Consider the following 14,789-nt stretch of genomic DNA (forward strand, 5'->3'; position numbering starts at 1 on the left):
CCCTACATTTATGTAATTCGACCCTGCCTTACTGCGTATTAGTAAGGTAACGGGCGGTATCATTCAGCACCCCGCCTTCCCAAAAGACAAATTCTATGTTAAACCGCATCATTTCGGGGCTTTTCGCCGCACTGCTTTGCTCCGTCCCTTTATTTTCCCAAGCACCAAAACCAATTATGAACGATAACAGCCCATACGCCGATGCCTGGGCCAAAATTGACTCGCTGGAGCAGAATGGCCTGCCGCGCTCGGCACTCGAAGCCACCGAAGCACTCTACCAGCAAGCTAAAGCGGATGGTGAACCAGCCGAATGGGTCAAAACCATCATCTACCTCAATAAGTTCCAAAGCCAAATCGAGGAAGAAGGCTTATCGGAAGCGATCCGCCGTGTGCAATCGGAAGCCGATTCGGCTTCTTTTCCTGTAAAGCCAGTGCTCCATACCTTATTGGCGGGCCTGTATCACCGCTACCTGGAGGAAAACCGCTGGCAGATTAGTCAGCGGACGGCCGTGGCCGGAGAGCGCCCCGAGGAGATCAGCCTCTGGACTACCCGCGACCTGTTGGATGAAACGGCAAAGCATTACCTTTTGTCTGTACAGGACCAGAGCCTCCTCAACAGCCCCATTGAGGAATGGGCGCCCATCACAACCCCCAGCAGCCCGGCTACCGAAGGGCTGCGCCCCACGCTTTACGACTTCCTCATGCACCGGGCTATCGACTACTTCTCCAACGACCAGTCATACCTCAACGAACCGGTGTACAAGTACGTACTCCAGGAGGAAGCAGCTCTCGCTCCTGCCCAAACTTTTGTCGAAACCAGCTTCAGTGTACAAGACTCAGCAGCGTACACCATTCAGGTACTCCACCTCCTGCAAGACTTACTGCGTGTGCGGCTGGAAAATGACAATGCTGCTGCTTTGCTCGACCTGGACCTCAAACGCCTGCAGTTTGCTTACCAAAAGCTGGTCAATGCTGAGAAAGAATCGCTGTACACCCAGGCCCTGCAACGCACCATCGAGCAATATCAGGGCACGCCTGAAGTTATGCAGGCCTGGTATGCTTTAGCGCAGCATTATCAGCAGCTTGGGCAAAGTTACCAACCCTTTGGCGATACCACGCACCGCTGGAAAGCAAAGGAGGCTCTGGATTTAACAACTCAGGCGCTCAATGCCTACCCAGACCATTATTGGGCTCAACCCATTAAAAACCTACAGGCCAAGCTTCTGGACCAACAACTTACCCTACAGGCTGAAGAAGTTTACCTTCCTAATCAGTCGATGCTCTTCTCCATCGCCTACCGGAATACGGATGCCCTATACTATCGGCTCATCCCCCTTGCCCCGGAAGATGCCTTCCAACTTGAGCGCAACCGGGGGGAAGAAACGCTCGAAATCCTGAAAAACAAAGCGCCCCGGCTTAAGGGGCACTTCAAGCTGCCGGACGAAGGCGACCTGCAGCAGCACCGAACCGAATTTGCACTTGACGGGCAGGGGTTCGGCAGTTACGCCCTCCTCTATGCCGCCAATGAAGATTTTGATGAGGCTGCTGAAGTTGGTGCAGCATTTTTCAGCATTTCCGAACTGGGCGCATTCTATCAACGTACCGACAACCAAATCCTGATCGCCCACCGGGAGAACGGGCAGCCCCTGGCTGGCGTGGAACTAGAGTTCTTCACCACCCGGTATAATCGCCGGAAAAACCAACAGGAGCTTGTCCCGCACAGCAAGGCCCAAACCAACGCCATGGGCATGGCTTCCCTTCCCGGTGACAACCGACAAGCCTTTGTCGTACAACTTACGCGAGGTGCAGATGTCCAGTTCCTGGGCCGGGGCTTCTCTAATTACCAGTCTTACGACAGAGATATCCGGACAGAAACCACTCATTTTTTCCTGGACCGGTCCATTTACCGGCCCGGGCAAACCATTTACTTCAAAGCGCTTGCTTTAACCAAAGACGCGAATGACCTCCCGGCTATCCTGCCCAATCAGTCCATCACGCTGACGTTCCGGGATGCCAACCGGCAGGAAGTAGAAACCCTGGAATTGCAAACCAACGAATTTGGTACTGTACAGGGCAACTTCACGGCACCGCAGGGTGGCCTGCTGGGGCAAATGTCCATACAGTCCAACTTGGGAGGAAGCACGCATTTTTTCTCAGTAGAAGAATACAAACGCCCCAAATTTGAAGTGGAGCTCCAACCGCTGGATGGCCAGCCGGAACTGGGCGACACCGTAACGGTTTCTGGTCTGGCTAAAGCCTATGCCGGCAATGTAATCGATGGGGCAAAGGTTAGCTACCGGGTGGAGCGCAGTGCCCGTTTCCCATGGTCTTCCTGGTGGTACCGTATGCCAAGCAGCAGTAGTATGGAAATCGCCAATGGCGTTGCACAAACAGCTCTGGACGGCAGCTTTTCCATCGAATTCCCTGCAGTGCCTGACCCCACTATCAGCCCGGACAACCGCCCGGAATACACCTATACCGTAACGGTGGATGTTACCGATGCCAATGGTGAGACCCGATCCGCTACCCGCTCCGTACGCCTGGGCTACCTGCAGCTCAAGGCTGAAATGGACCTCCCGGCTCAGGCAGACCTAGTTGATCCAATGATGGCCATACAGCTCTATGCCCAAAACCTCGATGGCAACCCTACTGCTGCCGGTGGCGAACTTACCATAACCGCTCTGGCCCCACCGCCACGCGCATTGGTCGAGCGCTACTGGGAGCGCCCGGACTACTACCTGCTGGAGGAAGCCGAATTTATACAGCGGTTCCCTCACCTGCCTTATGCCGACGAGCAGGAGCGGCGCAACTGGAAAACTACGGGTACCGTTTTCGAAGAATCGGTAGAAGTCAATGGCCAAGACACCCTCTTCCTTAATTTTTCCGGCTGGAAAACCGGCCACTACCGCGCCACCTTGCGCCTGCGGGACGAAAGCGGCGAAATGGTAGAGTCCATCAAGTATTTTGCGCTGTTTGACAGCAAAAAACAACGCCTGCCCGATGGTGCCGTAGCCTGGGAAAGACCCGCCAAAGAAGGCCCCTTCCAACCCGGTGAAACCTATCAGCACCTCCTGGGCAGCGCCACAGCGGAAATCCCCTACCTGATCGAAGTGGAAGACCGCAGTGGAATGATCCGGCAGGAATGGCTGAAAGCCGCACGCTGGCAGCGGATCAGCCAGAAAATTGAGGAAAAAGACCGGGGCAATTTATTCCTCCACATTCAGGGGATGCAGTACAACCGCTTCTTCAAGTTTCAGCAGCAAATCATGGTGCCCTGGAGCAACAAGGAACTAAAAATCACCTATCAGACCTTCCGGGATAAGCTATTGCCCGGAGCGGAAGAAACCTGGGAGCTCAAAATCAGTGGCCCGGAGAAGGAGGCAGTAGCGGCGGAACTGGTGGCGGGCATGTATGATGCTTCGCTGGATGCTTACCGCATGCACAACTGGCATTTCAGCCCTTTCCCAAGTGCTTACAGCCGTTCGAATTGGGCACAGCAGGGCTTTTCAGCCGACTATGGCCGTTCCTTTTTCTACAACAGAGGGGCTTACTTTAGCACTGATCCCCGGCAGTACCGGGAACTCGACTGGCACAATTGGAACCGTTGGTATGGCTTTGCCCGGGGGAATGTACCTGTAATGGCCGAATCGCGAACTTTTGATGATGCCGCCAGCGCAGAGGCTGATGCCCTGATGTCCTATGCTGCTAAATCAACTCAAAGAGAGGAAGCAGCCCCACGCGCCGGGATGGCTGCTCCCCCTCCTCCGGAAGCCGATACGATGGCTAATGCCGAACCGGAAGCCCCTAAACCCGAGCCAACCATCCGCCGCAACCTGAAGGAAACGGTCTTTTTCTTTCCGCAACTGCGTACCGATGAGGCGGGCAATGTCATCCTGCAGTTCAAAATGAACGAAGCCCTTACGCGCTGGAAATTCCTGGCCTTTGCCCATACGACCTCCTTGCAGTATGCTCTTTCGGAGCAGGAGGTGGTCACGCAGAAGCAGCTGATGGTACAGCCCAACGCGCCCCGTTTTGTGCGTCAGGGCGACCGCATTGCCTTTACCGCTAAGGTGAGCAACCTGTCGGAAGGACCATTGCAGGGCACCGCACGCCTTCAATTGTTTGATGCCGTCAGCATGGAGCCCATTGATGCTTTGTTTGGGAATGCCGATCAGGAACAGCCCTTCACGGCCGAAGCCGGGCAGTCACAGGGGCTTTCCTGGATGCTTGAAGTGCCGGAAGATTTCACCGGCGCGATCGTCCACCGGGTCATAGCAGAAGCCGGCAGCTATGCCGACGGAGAGGAAAGCGCCCTGCCTGTGCTGACCAACCGGACCCTCGTCACGGAAACGATGCCGCTGCCGATCAGTGGGGCAGCAAGCAAGACCTTCGACTTTAGCGCCATGAAAAAGGCACAGCAGTCCAAAACACTACAGCAGCATCAGTTCACCCTGGAGTTCACCTCCAACCCGGCATGGTACGCGGTGAAGGCACTCCCCTATCTCATGGAGTACCCCCACGAATGCACCGAGCAGATTTTCAGCCGCTACTACGCCAACAGCCTGGCCTCGTCCGTGGCGAATCAGTACCCGCAGGTACAGCGCGTGTTCGAGCAGTGGCGCTCAACGGATGCCCTGCTAAGCGAACTGGAGCAAAACCAGGACCTGAAAAACATCATTCTGGAGCAGACGCCCTGGGTACGCAATGCCCAAAGCGAAACCGCACAGCGCAAACGCATCGGCCTGCTGTTCGACCTCAACCGTATGGGGTACGAAAAAGCGGAGGCCCTGAATAAACTCAAAGAGCGCCAATCTGCGAACGGTGGGTTCTCCTGGTTCCCCGGCGGGCGCGAAAGCTGGTACATCACGCAGTACCTGGTGGAAGGCTTGGCACGGCTGCAGCTGCTTGGCGTAGAAGACATTGCGAATGACCGCAACGCCCGGAACATCATGGAGCGCGGCCTCGCCTTTGTCGATGAAGAAGTGGCAGATTACTACACCAAGGCTATGGCCAGAAAGGATAGTATGCTGCCAAACATTGCCATTCACTACCTCTACACCCGATCTCTTACCGCTGATCAGGAACTTTCCGGGACTGCGAAGGAGGCATTCAACTTCTACCTGAAAATGGCTGAGGATAAGTGGTTGGAGCGCAACCTGTACGAGCAAGCTATGTTGGCGGTAGTTTTCCAAAAGCAGGATTTGCCGGAACAAGCCACCAAAGTCATGAAGTCCCTGCGCGAGCGTGCCCTGTACAACGAGGAAATGGGCATGTACTGGAAGTACGATTATGGCTTCTATTGGTATCAGCTGCCAATTGAAACCCATGCTATGCTTATCGAGGCCTTCGCTACGGTTGCTAAGGACGAAGAAGCGGTGGAGCAACTCAAAGTGTGGCTGCTGAAAAACAAACAGACCAACCACTGGGAAACCACCAAGGCCACGGCAAGTGCGGTCTACGCTATGCTCCGCTTTGGTGAAAACTGGCTGGCTTACGATGAGCCCGTGCAGGTCTCCTTCCCGAAGCTGGATAAAGATGTCTACCAGGCAAAACTCACAGAAGCGCAAAAAAATGCTGAGGCAGGCACTGGTTATTTCAAAACCCAATGGGATGGCAAAGCCGTTCAGCCGGGCTTCCGTCAAATCAAGGTGGACAACCCGAACCCCGGCATTGCCTGGGGTGCCGCCTACTGGCAGTACTTTGAAGACCTGGACAAAGTGGAGACCTTCAAGTCCACGCCGCTGGTGATGAACCGTACGCTATACCGGGAAGAGCTAAGCGACACCGGCCCCATTCTGGTACCGGTCACGCCCAAAATGGCGCTGCAACCCGGCGATAAGCTTGTGGTACGCATCGATATCAAGGTGGACCGGGCGATGGAGTACGTCCACCTGCAGGACATGCGGGCAAGCGGCCTGGAGCCGGTCAATGTACTGAGCCGGTATCAGTGGCAGGGAGGACTCGGCTATTACCAAAGTACCCGGGATGCCTCTACGGACTTCTTTATTTCGTACCTGCCTAAAGGAACCTATACGCTGGAATACCCGCTGCGGGTCAGCCACCGCGGGGATTTCACCAACGGCATGGCGCGCCTGCAGTGTATGTACGCACCGGAATTCAGCAGCCATTCAGCCGGGGTGCGATTGAAGGTGGAGTAGATTTGCGTATTGCTAATGAAACAGGATCGTAATATCTTGCGAACAGCATAACCCACGCCTATGATTACCTCATTGGACCAACTGGATTTGCACAAAAAGTATTCTTACGCGGACTACCTGACTTGGAACCTCAGGGAGCGGGTGGAGCTATTAAGGGGGTATGTACGCAAAATGGCGCCCGCCCCCAGCGATGAACATCAGCGGATCAGCAGTTTTCTTCATGGCACAATTTGGTATCACTTGCGGCAAAAGGAATGTGAAGTCCGGCATGCGCCCTATGATGTCCGGCTCATCATCCCATCTGATACGCCCCTGTCCAGCCGGAGAAGAAAAAGCGCCACCGCCCTGTCAGATGAAGAGATAGAAACCGTGGTCCAACCGGATATCCTGGTGGTGTGCGACCCCTCAAAAATTGATGACCGGGGCTGCCTGGGCGCTCCGGACCTGATTATTGAAATCCTCTCCCGGGGCAATAACAAGGAGGATACCGAAGAGAAATTTACCATTTACGAATCCGCTGGCGTCCCGGAATATTGGATTGTCCACCCTTTCGAGCAAACGATTACCGTTTACCGGCCGGACAGCAGTGGCCGATACGCGGGGTCACGCCCTTTCGCACCCGGTAGCCAACTCACTTCGAAGATCCTGAAGGAACTGGAGATACCGGTTGCGGAAGTTTTTGGCAGAAAATAATTTTACTTCGTGGTTTTGAGATTGTTGGAAGCGCTAATCCCTCCGTGGTCAAAAGCTTCCTCAGGCCCGGACAATAAAATTTCATCCAGGAATATCCAGCTTTTGCCGCCCGGATTAGGGTGCCAGTCTGGGTTGCGCAAGGGGCTGCGGACTTCCACCTTCACATAGCGGGCCTCCACCGGATCAAATGCGATCGGGAAGTATTTCAGCTCCGTTTCAACCACTTCCTTATCAATCGTTGGCCAGTCTGCCCTGCCTACCTCCCGGAACTGCTGCCCATCCGCAGAGACGGAGACGACGGCGCTTTTCGGGAAGAAAATCCAGCTGGCCGGCCTGGACAAGGCACTAATGGTGACTTCATTAACGGCAGTAAGCTCCGGCAATTCCATTACCGCGCCCATGTGCTCTCCTTCGTACCCCAACCAGTTGCCGGCCGTAAAGACTGCTGTGCCTTTTTGCAAGTCGACCAGAGAAGCTCCGCCCTGTGCCTGGAATTTTCCGGAAGGTGGATTGAGCAGGCGCCCGGCTTTCGCCCGTAGCCCGGCTTTCACAAATCGGGCGGAGGACACCTCGCTGTCATTCCAGCCTGACTTTACGGCAAAGGCCTGCACCTCTGCCGTCTTTCGCAGGATAAGAGAATCCGGGAAAAGGGGAGAATCCTGCCCCGGAGGCGTTCCGTCAATGGTGTAGCGGACCTCTACGCCTTTAAAATTGGAAATAGCCCGCACAACGATAGAGTCATGGAATAGCGTGGAAGCCGCCTCCAACAACGGTGGGTTGAGCGCAGCCGTTCCGAAGACTTCCCGGTCCGCTTCCTGTTGTACCGCCACCTGCGGGTTCGCCTCTTTCCATTTGGTCAGCCCGGCATCAGAAACCGCCGTTTGCCACAGGTAGACTTGCTTCAGCTCCGGCAATTGCCCGATCGCCTTAAGCCCTGCATCAGTCACGGCCGTCCCGTACAGGTTGAGCACCTGCAAGTGAGGCAGTTCAGCCAGAAAACCCAGCCCAGCATCCGTAATCCGGGTGCCTTGCAGTTGGAGCTTTTTCAGGTTGGTAAAATCCGCAAGCTGGCCCGACAGCTCATCCGAAAAGTTACTGTGCCCGCAGTGAAGTTCAATAACCCGGTCGGTATACTTGCGAAGGGGAGCAAAACTACGGGTACTGATCGCCGTATCCCGCGCCATATCCACCAGCAAAAAGGGGCTTTCTTCCGCAGCTACTGCCACGCGCAGGCCCTGTGCTTTCAGTTGTTGGACCGTTTCAAGCGGCATAGGCGGCAGGTCCAGCTTCGCCCAGTGATCTGCCGGGGCCTGATAGGCTTCCAGAAGAGTGGCTACCGCGGCTCTGTCCTCCATATCTTCCACCTTGCAGTCGAAACAGGCACCATTGCCCATCCACCATTCCAGCAATTGGATTTCGCCCGCTGACAATTGAGGTTTGCCCTCCGGAGGCATGTGCTCCTCCACTTCCATCGGCAAATGCACCCGCTCCAGCAACAGGCTCTGAGCCGGCACTGCCGTATTGAACAGCGGCCCGCTATCGCCTCCTGCCATTAGCCCCGCCTGATCGGTGAGGATCAGCCCGCCCTTTGATTTGGAAGGCTTGTGGCAGCCGGTGCACTTTTGGTCCATGATGGGTTGTATGATGAGGTCGTAGACCACCGCTTCTTCGATATTTTCCACCGTTTGGGGCGCTGCCGGTTTTTCGAAAAGATAATCGGTGCCGTGGGTCATTGCTCCGCCAAAGTGCCCGGCGGCGAACAAAGCAACACCACAGACCCACAGCAGGTAAGGGTACAGTTTGGTCAGCAATCGGGTATATTCCAGATGCCCGAGGTAAAGCAGCAGGGCACTGATTGTAGTCGCAATCCCCAGCCAACGATGGTACTGCAGGAGGTTTTCCTCATAGCCGCCTTCCTCCGCCAGCCACCAGCCGGTAGCCGCTGCCACTATGGAAGCCAGCGTGCCCAGCAGCAGGGAAAGCCCAATGGCCGGTTGGTAGTTATTGTGTTTCTGCCTTCGTTGCAGCCCCTCCATCAGCATTCCCAGCAACAAGAAGCCGATAGGCAGGTGAACAATCAGGGGGTGCAAACGGGCTAAATTGATGGAAAGAACGTCCATGATCAGGGCTTTTGAGTCAGCAAAATTTCATCCAGAAAAATCCAGGCCGGCCGGCCAGCCCCATCGTGCCAATCGGGCAACTGCCGGGCAAGGACGAGGACCTCCAGGGTGTCAGAGCTCCAGGGCTTCAGTGGCACCTCCAGAAAGTGGTACTGTGTAGGCCCACCAGGCTCAGGGCGTGCAGTTTCAATCTGCCCAATCTGTTCTCCGGCATCATAAACTTTTACAACCGCCGGGGGCATAATCCAGGCACCGGCATTGTCCAGCATACTGAGTACCAGCATATTGGCTTTTCCGGCTTCCGGGGCATTCAACTGCATGCGCAGGGTATCTGTTTCCCAACCCAGCCATGCCTTAGGGGTAGCTGCAAAATTCAGGGCGCCTTTTTGGCGGTCGGTCAAAGCAGGCAAGCCGGCTCCGGTGTATTGAGGCGCGGGCTTTGGGGTGGCATTCGTAATGCTTAGCGGCTGATTGTATTTCAGGCTGCGAACAGCTATACTCACTTGCGGGCTGTCTTCAAAGTCAGTGTGAAAAGCTTTTGCGCAGACGGTAGCCGATTGAGATAAGGCAAGCGGCCCTTTGTAAACGGGGCTTTTTGAACCCACCGGGCTTCCATCCAGCGTATACCGCAGCTCCACGCCGGGGTAATCCAGTTCCAGGCGTACTGTTGTGGTTTCAGTAAAAAACACCGAATCCACTACAGCCTGGGGCGGGCTCAGTTGTATCCTGGGCTGCGCTAAAGCCAGCCCGCTGCATAACATCAAAAATATAAAGTACATATACCTCATACCCGGGTAAGTTTTATGGGATAGGTAAATCCGGCATTCCATTGCGCTACGTAGAGATTCTCATCCTCGTCCACGCATACGTCGTGGGGGTGCGTGAAGACGCGCAATACCTGATACATCGGCCGGAGCTGATCTTCTTCATAGACGGGCGCCACGCCGCCGGGTGCAGAGACCAGCCGGTTTTGTTCATCCAAAATCGAAACAAAGCCAGTGCCGCTGCTGCCATCGCCCGACCAGATCGTGGCCAGGTACACATTAGAACCGTGCACCACGGGGCGGCAAATGTATGCGCCGGGCAGATCGATGCCCCCTTTCAGCGCGCCATCCATACCAAAGCGCTTCAGCTGATTCTGCTGACGGGCGGTGATGAGCAATTCCGGAGCCTGCCCGCGTTGGTCGATGCAGATGCCGTGGGCGTTCAGGAACTGCGCCTCGCCCTCGCCTTTGCCTCCAAAGACATTCAGCAGCTCGCCTTTTTGATTGTAATGCAAAATGTACTGACTGCCGTATCCATCGGCTATGTACACATCGCCATTATCCGCCACTGCTGTTTCCGTGGGAATATATTGGGAAGGGGAATCATAAACACCGGATGCTTTAGGGTACGCCCAGGCCCAAACGACCCTCCCGCTCAGGGTAGTCTTAATCACCTCGTGCCGCTCCGTATCGGTGATGTAAAGGAACTCCTCCCCGCCCTCATCCTTGAGCGTCAGGCCGTGGGCTCCGGGAAAACCGGTACCCCAGGCATCTAAAAGCCGGCCATCACGATTGTAGATCAGGATGTTATTGCGGGTATGGTTGGTCAGCAGGATGATCCGCCCCTGCTTGTCCTGTACCAGTTCGTGGCAGTCTTTAACCGGGTAAAACTGTGCATTCAGCGCGCCCCAGTTAAGGTCAACTTTATACCTGAAGTCGCCATGCCCGAGTACAAGCTCGCCCCGGCTCGTCCAGGAAACCAGCCCCATACCAGCCGCTGCCCAGAGGCTGCTTTTGAGAAATTCACGTCTTTTCATCATGCCAACAGGTCTTTAACCACATGCCCTTCCACATCAGTGAGCCGGAAGCGCCGCCCCTGATATTTGTAGGTCAACTGCTCGTGGTCAATGCCCAGCAGGTGTAGCATCGTAGCCTGAAAATCGTGAACATGCACCGGGTTTTCAGTGATGTTGTAGCCGAAATCATCGGTGTCGCCGTATACGATACCGGGCTTAATGCCGCCTCCTGCCATCCACATGGTAAAGCAGCGGGGGTGGTGGTCGCGCCCGTAGTTGGTATCCGTGAGTGTGCCCTGTGAGTAATTGGTGCGGCCGAACTCTCCGCCCCAGATGATCAGGGTGTCGTCAAGCATGCCCCGCTGTTTGAGGTCCATCACGAGTGCGGCTGATGCCTGATCCACATCTTTGGCTTGTTTGGCGATGGCAGTGGGCAGGTTTTCATGCTGATCCCAGCCCATGTGGTAGAGCTGAATGAAGCGGACACCCTTCTCGGCCAGCCGCCGGGCCAGCAGACAGTTGGCTGCATAGGTGCCGGGCGTCATCGCATCCGGGCCGTACATCTGGTAAATGTAGTCCGGCTCGTCCTCTACGCTCATCACATCAGGTACGGAAGTCTGCATCCGATAGGCCATCTCGTACTGCGCGATCCGGCTTTGAATCTCCGGGTCTTGTGTTTCTTCGTGGTGCATGCTGTTGAGGGCTTCCAGTTTATCCAGCATTTTACGGCGGCCGGAGCGCCCCAGCCCTGCCGGGTCATTGAGGTAAAGCACCGGGTCTTTGGCTGCCCGGAACTGCACGCCCTGATGCAGGGAATGCAGGAAGCCGTTGCCCCACAAGCGGGAATAGAGCGGCTGCCCGTTCGGGCGACCGGTGCCCCGGGAAAGGAGCACGGTGAAGGCGGGCAGGTTTTCATTATCGCTGCCCAAACCATAACTCAACCAGGAGCCAATACTTGGCCGCCCCGGCTGCTGAGACCCGGTTTGGAAAAAGGTGATGGCCGGGTCGTGGTTGATCGCCTCCGTGTACATGGACTTTACGATGCACAGCTCGTCGGCAATCTTGGAGGTATAAGGCAGCAGGTCACTGATCCAGGCTCCACTCTGCCCATGCTGCTGAAAGCCAAACTGAGAGCCCACTAACGGGAAGCTGTCCTGCCCGGAGGTCATGCCCGTCAGGCGCTGTCCCTGCCGGACGGATTCCGGAAGGTCTTCACCACGCCGCTTTTCCAGCAAGGGTTTGTAATCAAACAATTCGAGCTGTGAAGGCCCGCCACTTTGGAAAAGGTAGATAATCCGTTTGGCTTTCGCCGGATGGTGCAGGGCTTTCAATACACCTTCTATCCCCTGACCGGATTCCGTAATAATGCCTTTGTCATTGGCCCGGAAGCAGCGCAGCCCGAGCAAAGAGCCCAGTGCGGCAGACCCAAGCCCTAAGGCGGTTTTGGAGAGGAAAGCGCGGCGGTTCAGTTGTAAGGATCGTTCTTCGAATGGATTCATTGGTCATTGTTTTAGCCACGAGTGATCGCCTCGTCCAGGTTAAAAATAGTGTTCGCCACCAGGGTGTAGGCGGCCATATCTGCAAGCGGCAGGGTGTCCGGTAGGGTGTAAGCACCAACCGACAGATAAGACTGTGCCTCTTCCTGCTTTTCCGTATAAGCCGCCCGCTCTTCTTCAAAGTAATCCAGCAACAATTGCAGCTCTGCTTCTTCCGGACTGGCAGAAGTCACCGCCCGGAACATATACGCAATCCGCTCTGCAGCATCTGCCCCACCCTGTTCCCAGGCCTGTAGTGCAAGTGCTTTGCTGGCTTCGAGCACCTGCGGGTCATTGAGCAGCAGCAAAGCCTGCAGGGGTGTATTGGTCTCCTGCCGCTTGACGGAGCAGAGGTCGCGGGAGGGGGCATCCATGATCAGCATACCGGGCGGGGGGACCGTACGTTTCCAGAAAGTATACAAGCTTTTGCGGTAACGGTCGGGGCCCTCACTGACCATGTAGCGGGCTGTACTTCCGCCGCCGCCACCGGTCGTTTCTTCCCACAAACCCTCCGGCTGATAGGGCTTGACACTTGGGCCGCCCACTTCCTCATTGAGCAGGCCACTGACTGCGAATGCCTGATCCCGGATCATCTCGGCTTGGAGCCGAAGGCGGGGCGCACGGGCCAGCCAGCGGTTTTCGGGATCCTGCTCCAACAGCTCCGGGCTGGCCGCCGCGGTTTGCTGATAGGTAGCCGAAAGCGCCATATAGCGAAGCATAGCTTTGACATCCCAGCCCTCTTCCCGGAACTTGATGGCCAGAAAGTCCAGCAACTCCGGATGCGTAGGCAGCGCGCCCTGATTGCCGAAATCAAAGGGGGTGGCGACAATGCCCGTTCCAAACAGCTGCTGCCAGAGCCGGTTTACCGTTACCCTGCCGGTCAGAGGGTTCTCCGGAGTAAACAGCCACTGCGCCAGGCCCAGCCGGTTGTTGGGCGCCCCTTCCGGGATTGGAGGCAGCTGTGCAGGAACGGCAGGTTGTACCTCATCTCCGTACTGATCGTATTTGCCCCGGTTGAGGATATAGGTCTTTCGTGGTTCTTCCTGCTCTTCCATCACCATCAGGTCAATGTACGGCAGGCTGTCGCGGTTGTTGATGAAAGTGACGATACCTTCTATCTCTTTCTGCGTGATCCGGACCGATGGCTTGGGCGCATAGCGGAAGTTCTGATTGAGCTGCCCTACAAAGCCTTTCTCCGGGATGGTATTGAAATAACCGTAAAGGCTGAAATAGTCCTTTTGGCTGATAGGGTCGTATTTATGGTCGTGGCATTTGGCACACTCCATGGTCAGTCCCAGAAAGGCCGTGCCCAGGGTCTGGGCCCGGTCCGCCACGTACTCTACCCGGTATTCCTCGTCAATGACGCCTCCTTCAGCGGTTATTTTATGGTTGCGGTTAAAGCCTGTAGCGATGCGCTGCTCCAGCGTAGGCTCCGGCAGCAGATCACCGGCCAGCTGCCAGGTGACGAACTGATCGTAGGGCATATTTTCCTTAAAAGCATGAATAACCCAATCGCGCCAGGGCCACATCACCCGCTCGAAGTCATCCTGATAGCCGTGGGTGTCGGCATACCGGGCGATGTCCATCCAGTCCAGGGCCATGCGCTCGGCGTAGGCGGTGGAGTTAAGAAAGGTATCCACCAGGCGCGCCCAGGCATCCGGGCGGTCATCCTCAACGAATGCGTCGATTTCTTCCAATGTAGGTGGTAAGCCCCGCAAGTCAAAGGAAAGGCGGCGGATGAGCTTGGCTTTTTCTGCTTTTGAGGAAGGCTGCAGCCCCTTTTCCTGCAGTTTGGCATAAACAAAGTGATCGATTTCATTCTGCGCCCAGCCCGCCCCGGCTTGAGGCACTTCAGGCATTTCCGGAGGAAGGAATGCCCAGTGTTTTTTCCACTCTGCCCCCTGCTCCACCCACCGGCGCAGCAGTGCTTTTTCGTGTTCGGTAAGGGTGAGGTTAGATTCCGGAGGCGGCATGATTTCCTGTGGGTCATCGGTGTAAATCCGCTGTATAAGGGTACTCTGCTCCGGATTGCCCGGCACCAGGGCGTAATGGTCCTGCGCCTTGCCCAAGGCAGCAAAAGCATGAGCCTCCGTATGCAGACCGAGTCCAGCTTCCCGGGTGGCCTCGTCCGGCCCGTGGCACTTGAAGCAGCGGTCGGAAAGAATAGGCTTGATGTGGAAGTTGAAATCCACTACTTCCGGCAGAGCTGTGGCTACCAAGGTCTTGTCCGCAGTAGACGCTTGCTCACAGCTGAAAACCAGGGCGGTACAAAAAACAGCAAAGCAACAGGATTTCAATGTTGACATTTCGGATGGCTTTTTTGACTTGTATCATGATGCTTTCTTAGCATCACACCAAACCAGTCTTTAATTTTACTAAACCGGTTTAGCGGTTAATCAAAAATATGAATTTTACCGATGCTCCCAAAGAAATTTTGTGAAATTAAATGAGATTTGTCATCCTTGCGGCAGCGTAATGGTGCAGTAGCCAGAGGGAGTTGCAG

General features: G+C 55.6%; 7 protein-coding genes. 2 read left to right on the forward strand and 5 right to left on the reverse strand.

All coding sequences use genetic code 11. From position 1 onward, the window contains the following. The first annotated feature begins 176 nt into the window (after positions 1-176). A complete protein-coding gene (locus MRY86_RS26470; protein WP_293572079.1) occupies positions 177-6,158 on the forward strand; it encodes an MG2 domain-containing protein in 5,982 nt (1,993 codons plus the stop codon). A gap of 60 nt (positions 6,159-6,218) precedes the next feature. Then, positions 6,219-6,851 carry a Uma2 family endonuclease gene (locus MRY86_RS26475; protein ID WP_293565258.1) on the forward strand — a complete coding sequence of 211 codons (633 nt, stop codon included), beginning with the start codon at positions 6,219-6,221 and terminating at the stop codon, positions 6,849-6,851. Between the two features lie 2 nt (positions 6,852-6,853). Here MRY86_RS26475 and MRY86_RS26480 read toward each other — a convergent pair whose 3' ends face one another. The 5 genes from MRY86_RS26480 to MRY86_RS26500 are packed head-to-tail and all read right to left on the reverse strand — an operon-like array spanning position 6,854 to position 14,592. After that, a complete protein-coding gene (locus MRY86_RS26480) occupies positions 6,854-8,971 on the reverse strand; it encodes a c-type cytochrome domain-containing protein (RefSeq protein ID WP_293565260.1) in 2,118 nt (705 codons plus the stop codon). Between the two features lie 2 nt (positions 8,972-8,973). Further along, positions 8,974-9,759, reverse strand: coding sequence for a chitobiase/beta-hexosaminidase C-terminal domain-containing protein (locus MRY86_RS26485; RefSeq protein ID WP_293565262.1), 786 nt, complete (start codon positions 9,757-9,759; stop codon positions 8,974-8,976). Continuing rightward, the gene (locus MRY86_RS26490; RefSeq protein WP_293565264.1) at positions 9,756-10,775 is read right to left on the reverse strand and encodes a 6-bladed beta-propeller; all 1,020 of its coding nucleotides are present in this window, start codon (positions 10,773-10,775) and stop codon (positions 9,756-9,758) included. Before MRY86_RS26490 ends, MRY86_RS26485 begins: the two co-directional genes overlap by 4 nt. After that, positions 10,772-12,250 (reverse strand): DUF1501 domain-containing protein, encoded by a 1,479-nt coding sequence (locus tag MRY86_RS26495; RefSeq protein ID WP_293565266.1) that lies wholly within the window; start codon positions 12,248-12,250, stop codon positions 10,772-10,774. The genes MRY86_RS26490 and MRY86_RS26495 overlap by 4 nt, the downstream gene beginning before the upstream one ends. Positions 12,251-12,261: 11 nt before the next feature. Then, positions 12,262-14,592, reverse strand: a complete 2,331-nt coding sequence (locus MRY86_RS26500; protein ID WP_293565268.1) for a PSD1 and planctomycete cytochrome C domain-containing protein — start codon at positions 14,590-14,592, stop codon at positions 12,262-12,264. Between the last annotated feature and the right edge of the window lie 197 nt (positions 14,593-14,789).

It is taken from the genome of Phaeodactylibacter sp. (assembly GCF_022763345.1).
Taxonomy (GTDB): Bacteria; Bacteroidota; Bacteroidia; order Chitinophagales; family Saprospiraceae; genus Phaeodactylibacter.

What these genes read in the sequence shown, in the direction of transcription:
- MRY86_RS26480 (WP_293565260.1), bottom strand. Translation starts at nt 8,971, where the DNA reads ATGGACGTTCTTTCCATCAATTTAGCCCGTTTGCACCCCCTGATTGTT.
- MRY86_RS26470 (WP_293572079.1), top strand. Translation starts at nt 177, where the DNA reads ATGAACGATAACAGCCCATACGCCGATGCCTGGGCCAAAATTGACTCG.
- MRY86_RS26490 (WP_293565264.1), bottom strand. Translation starts at nt 10,775, where the DNA reads ATGATGAAAAGACGTGAATTTCTCAAAAGCAGCCTCTGGGCAGCGGCT.
- MRY86_RS26475 (WP_293565258.1), top strand. Translation starts at nt 6,219, where the DNA reads ATGATTACCTCATTGGACCAACTGGATTTGCACAAAAAGTATTCTTAC.
- MRY86_RS26500 (WP_293565268.1), bottom strand. Translation starts at nt 14,592, where the DNA reads ATGTCAACATTGAAATCCTGTTGCTTTGCTGTTTTTTGTACCGCCCTG.
- MRY86_RS26485 (WP_293565262.1), bottom strand. Translation starts at nt 9,759, where the DNA reads ATGAGGTATATGTACTTTATATTTTTGATGTTATGCAGCGGGCTGGCT.
- MRY86_RS26495 (WP_293565266.1), bottom strand. Translation starts at nt 12,250, where the DNA reads ATGAATCCATTCGAAGAACGATCCTTACAACTGAACCGCCGCGCTTTC.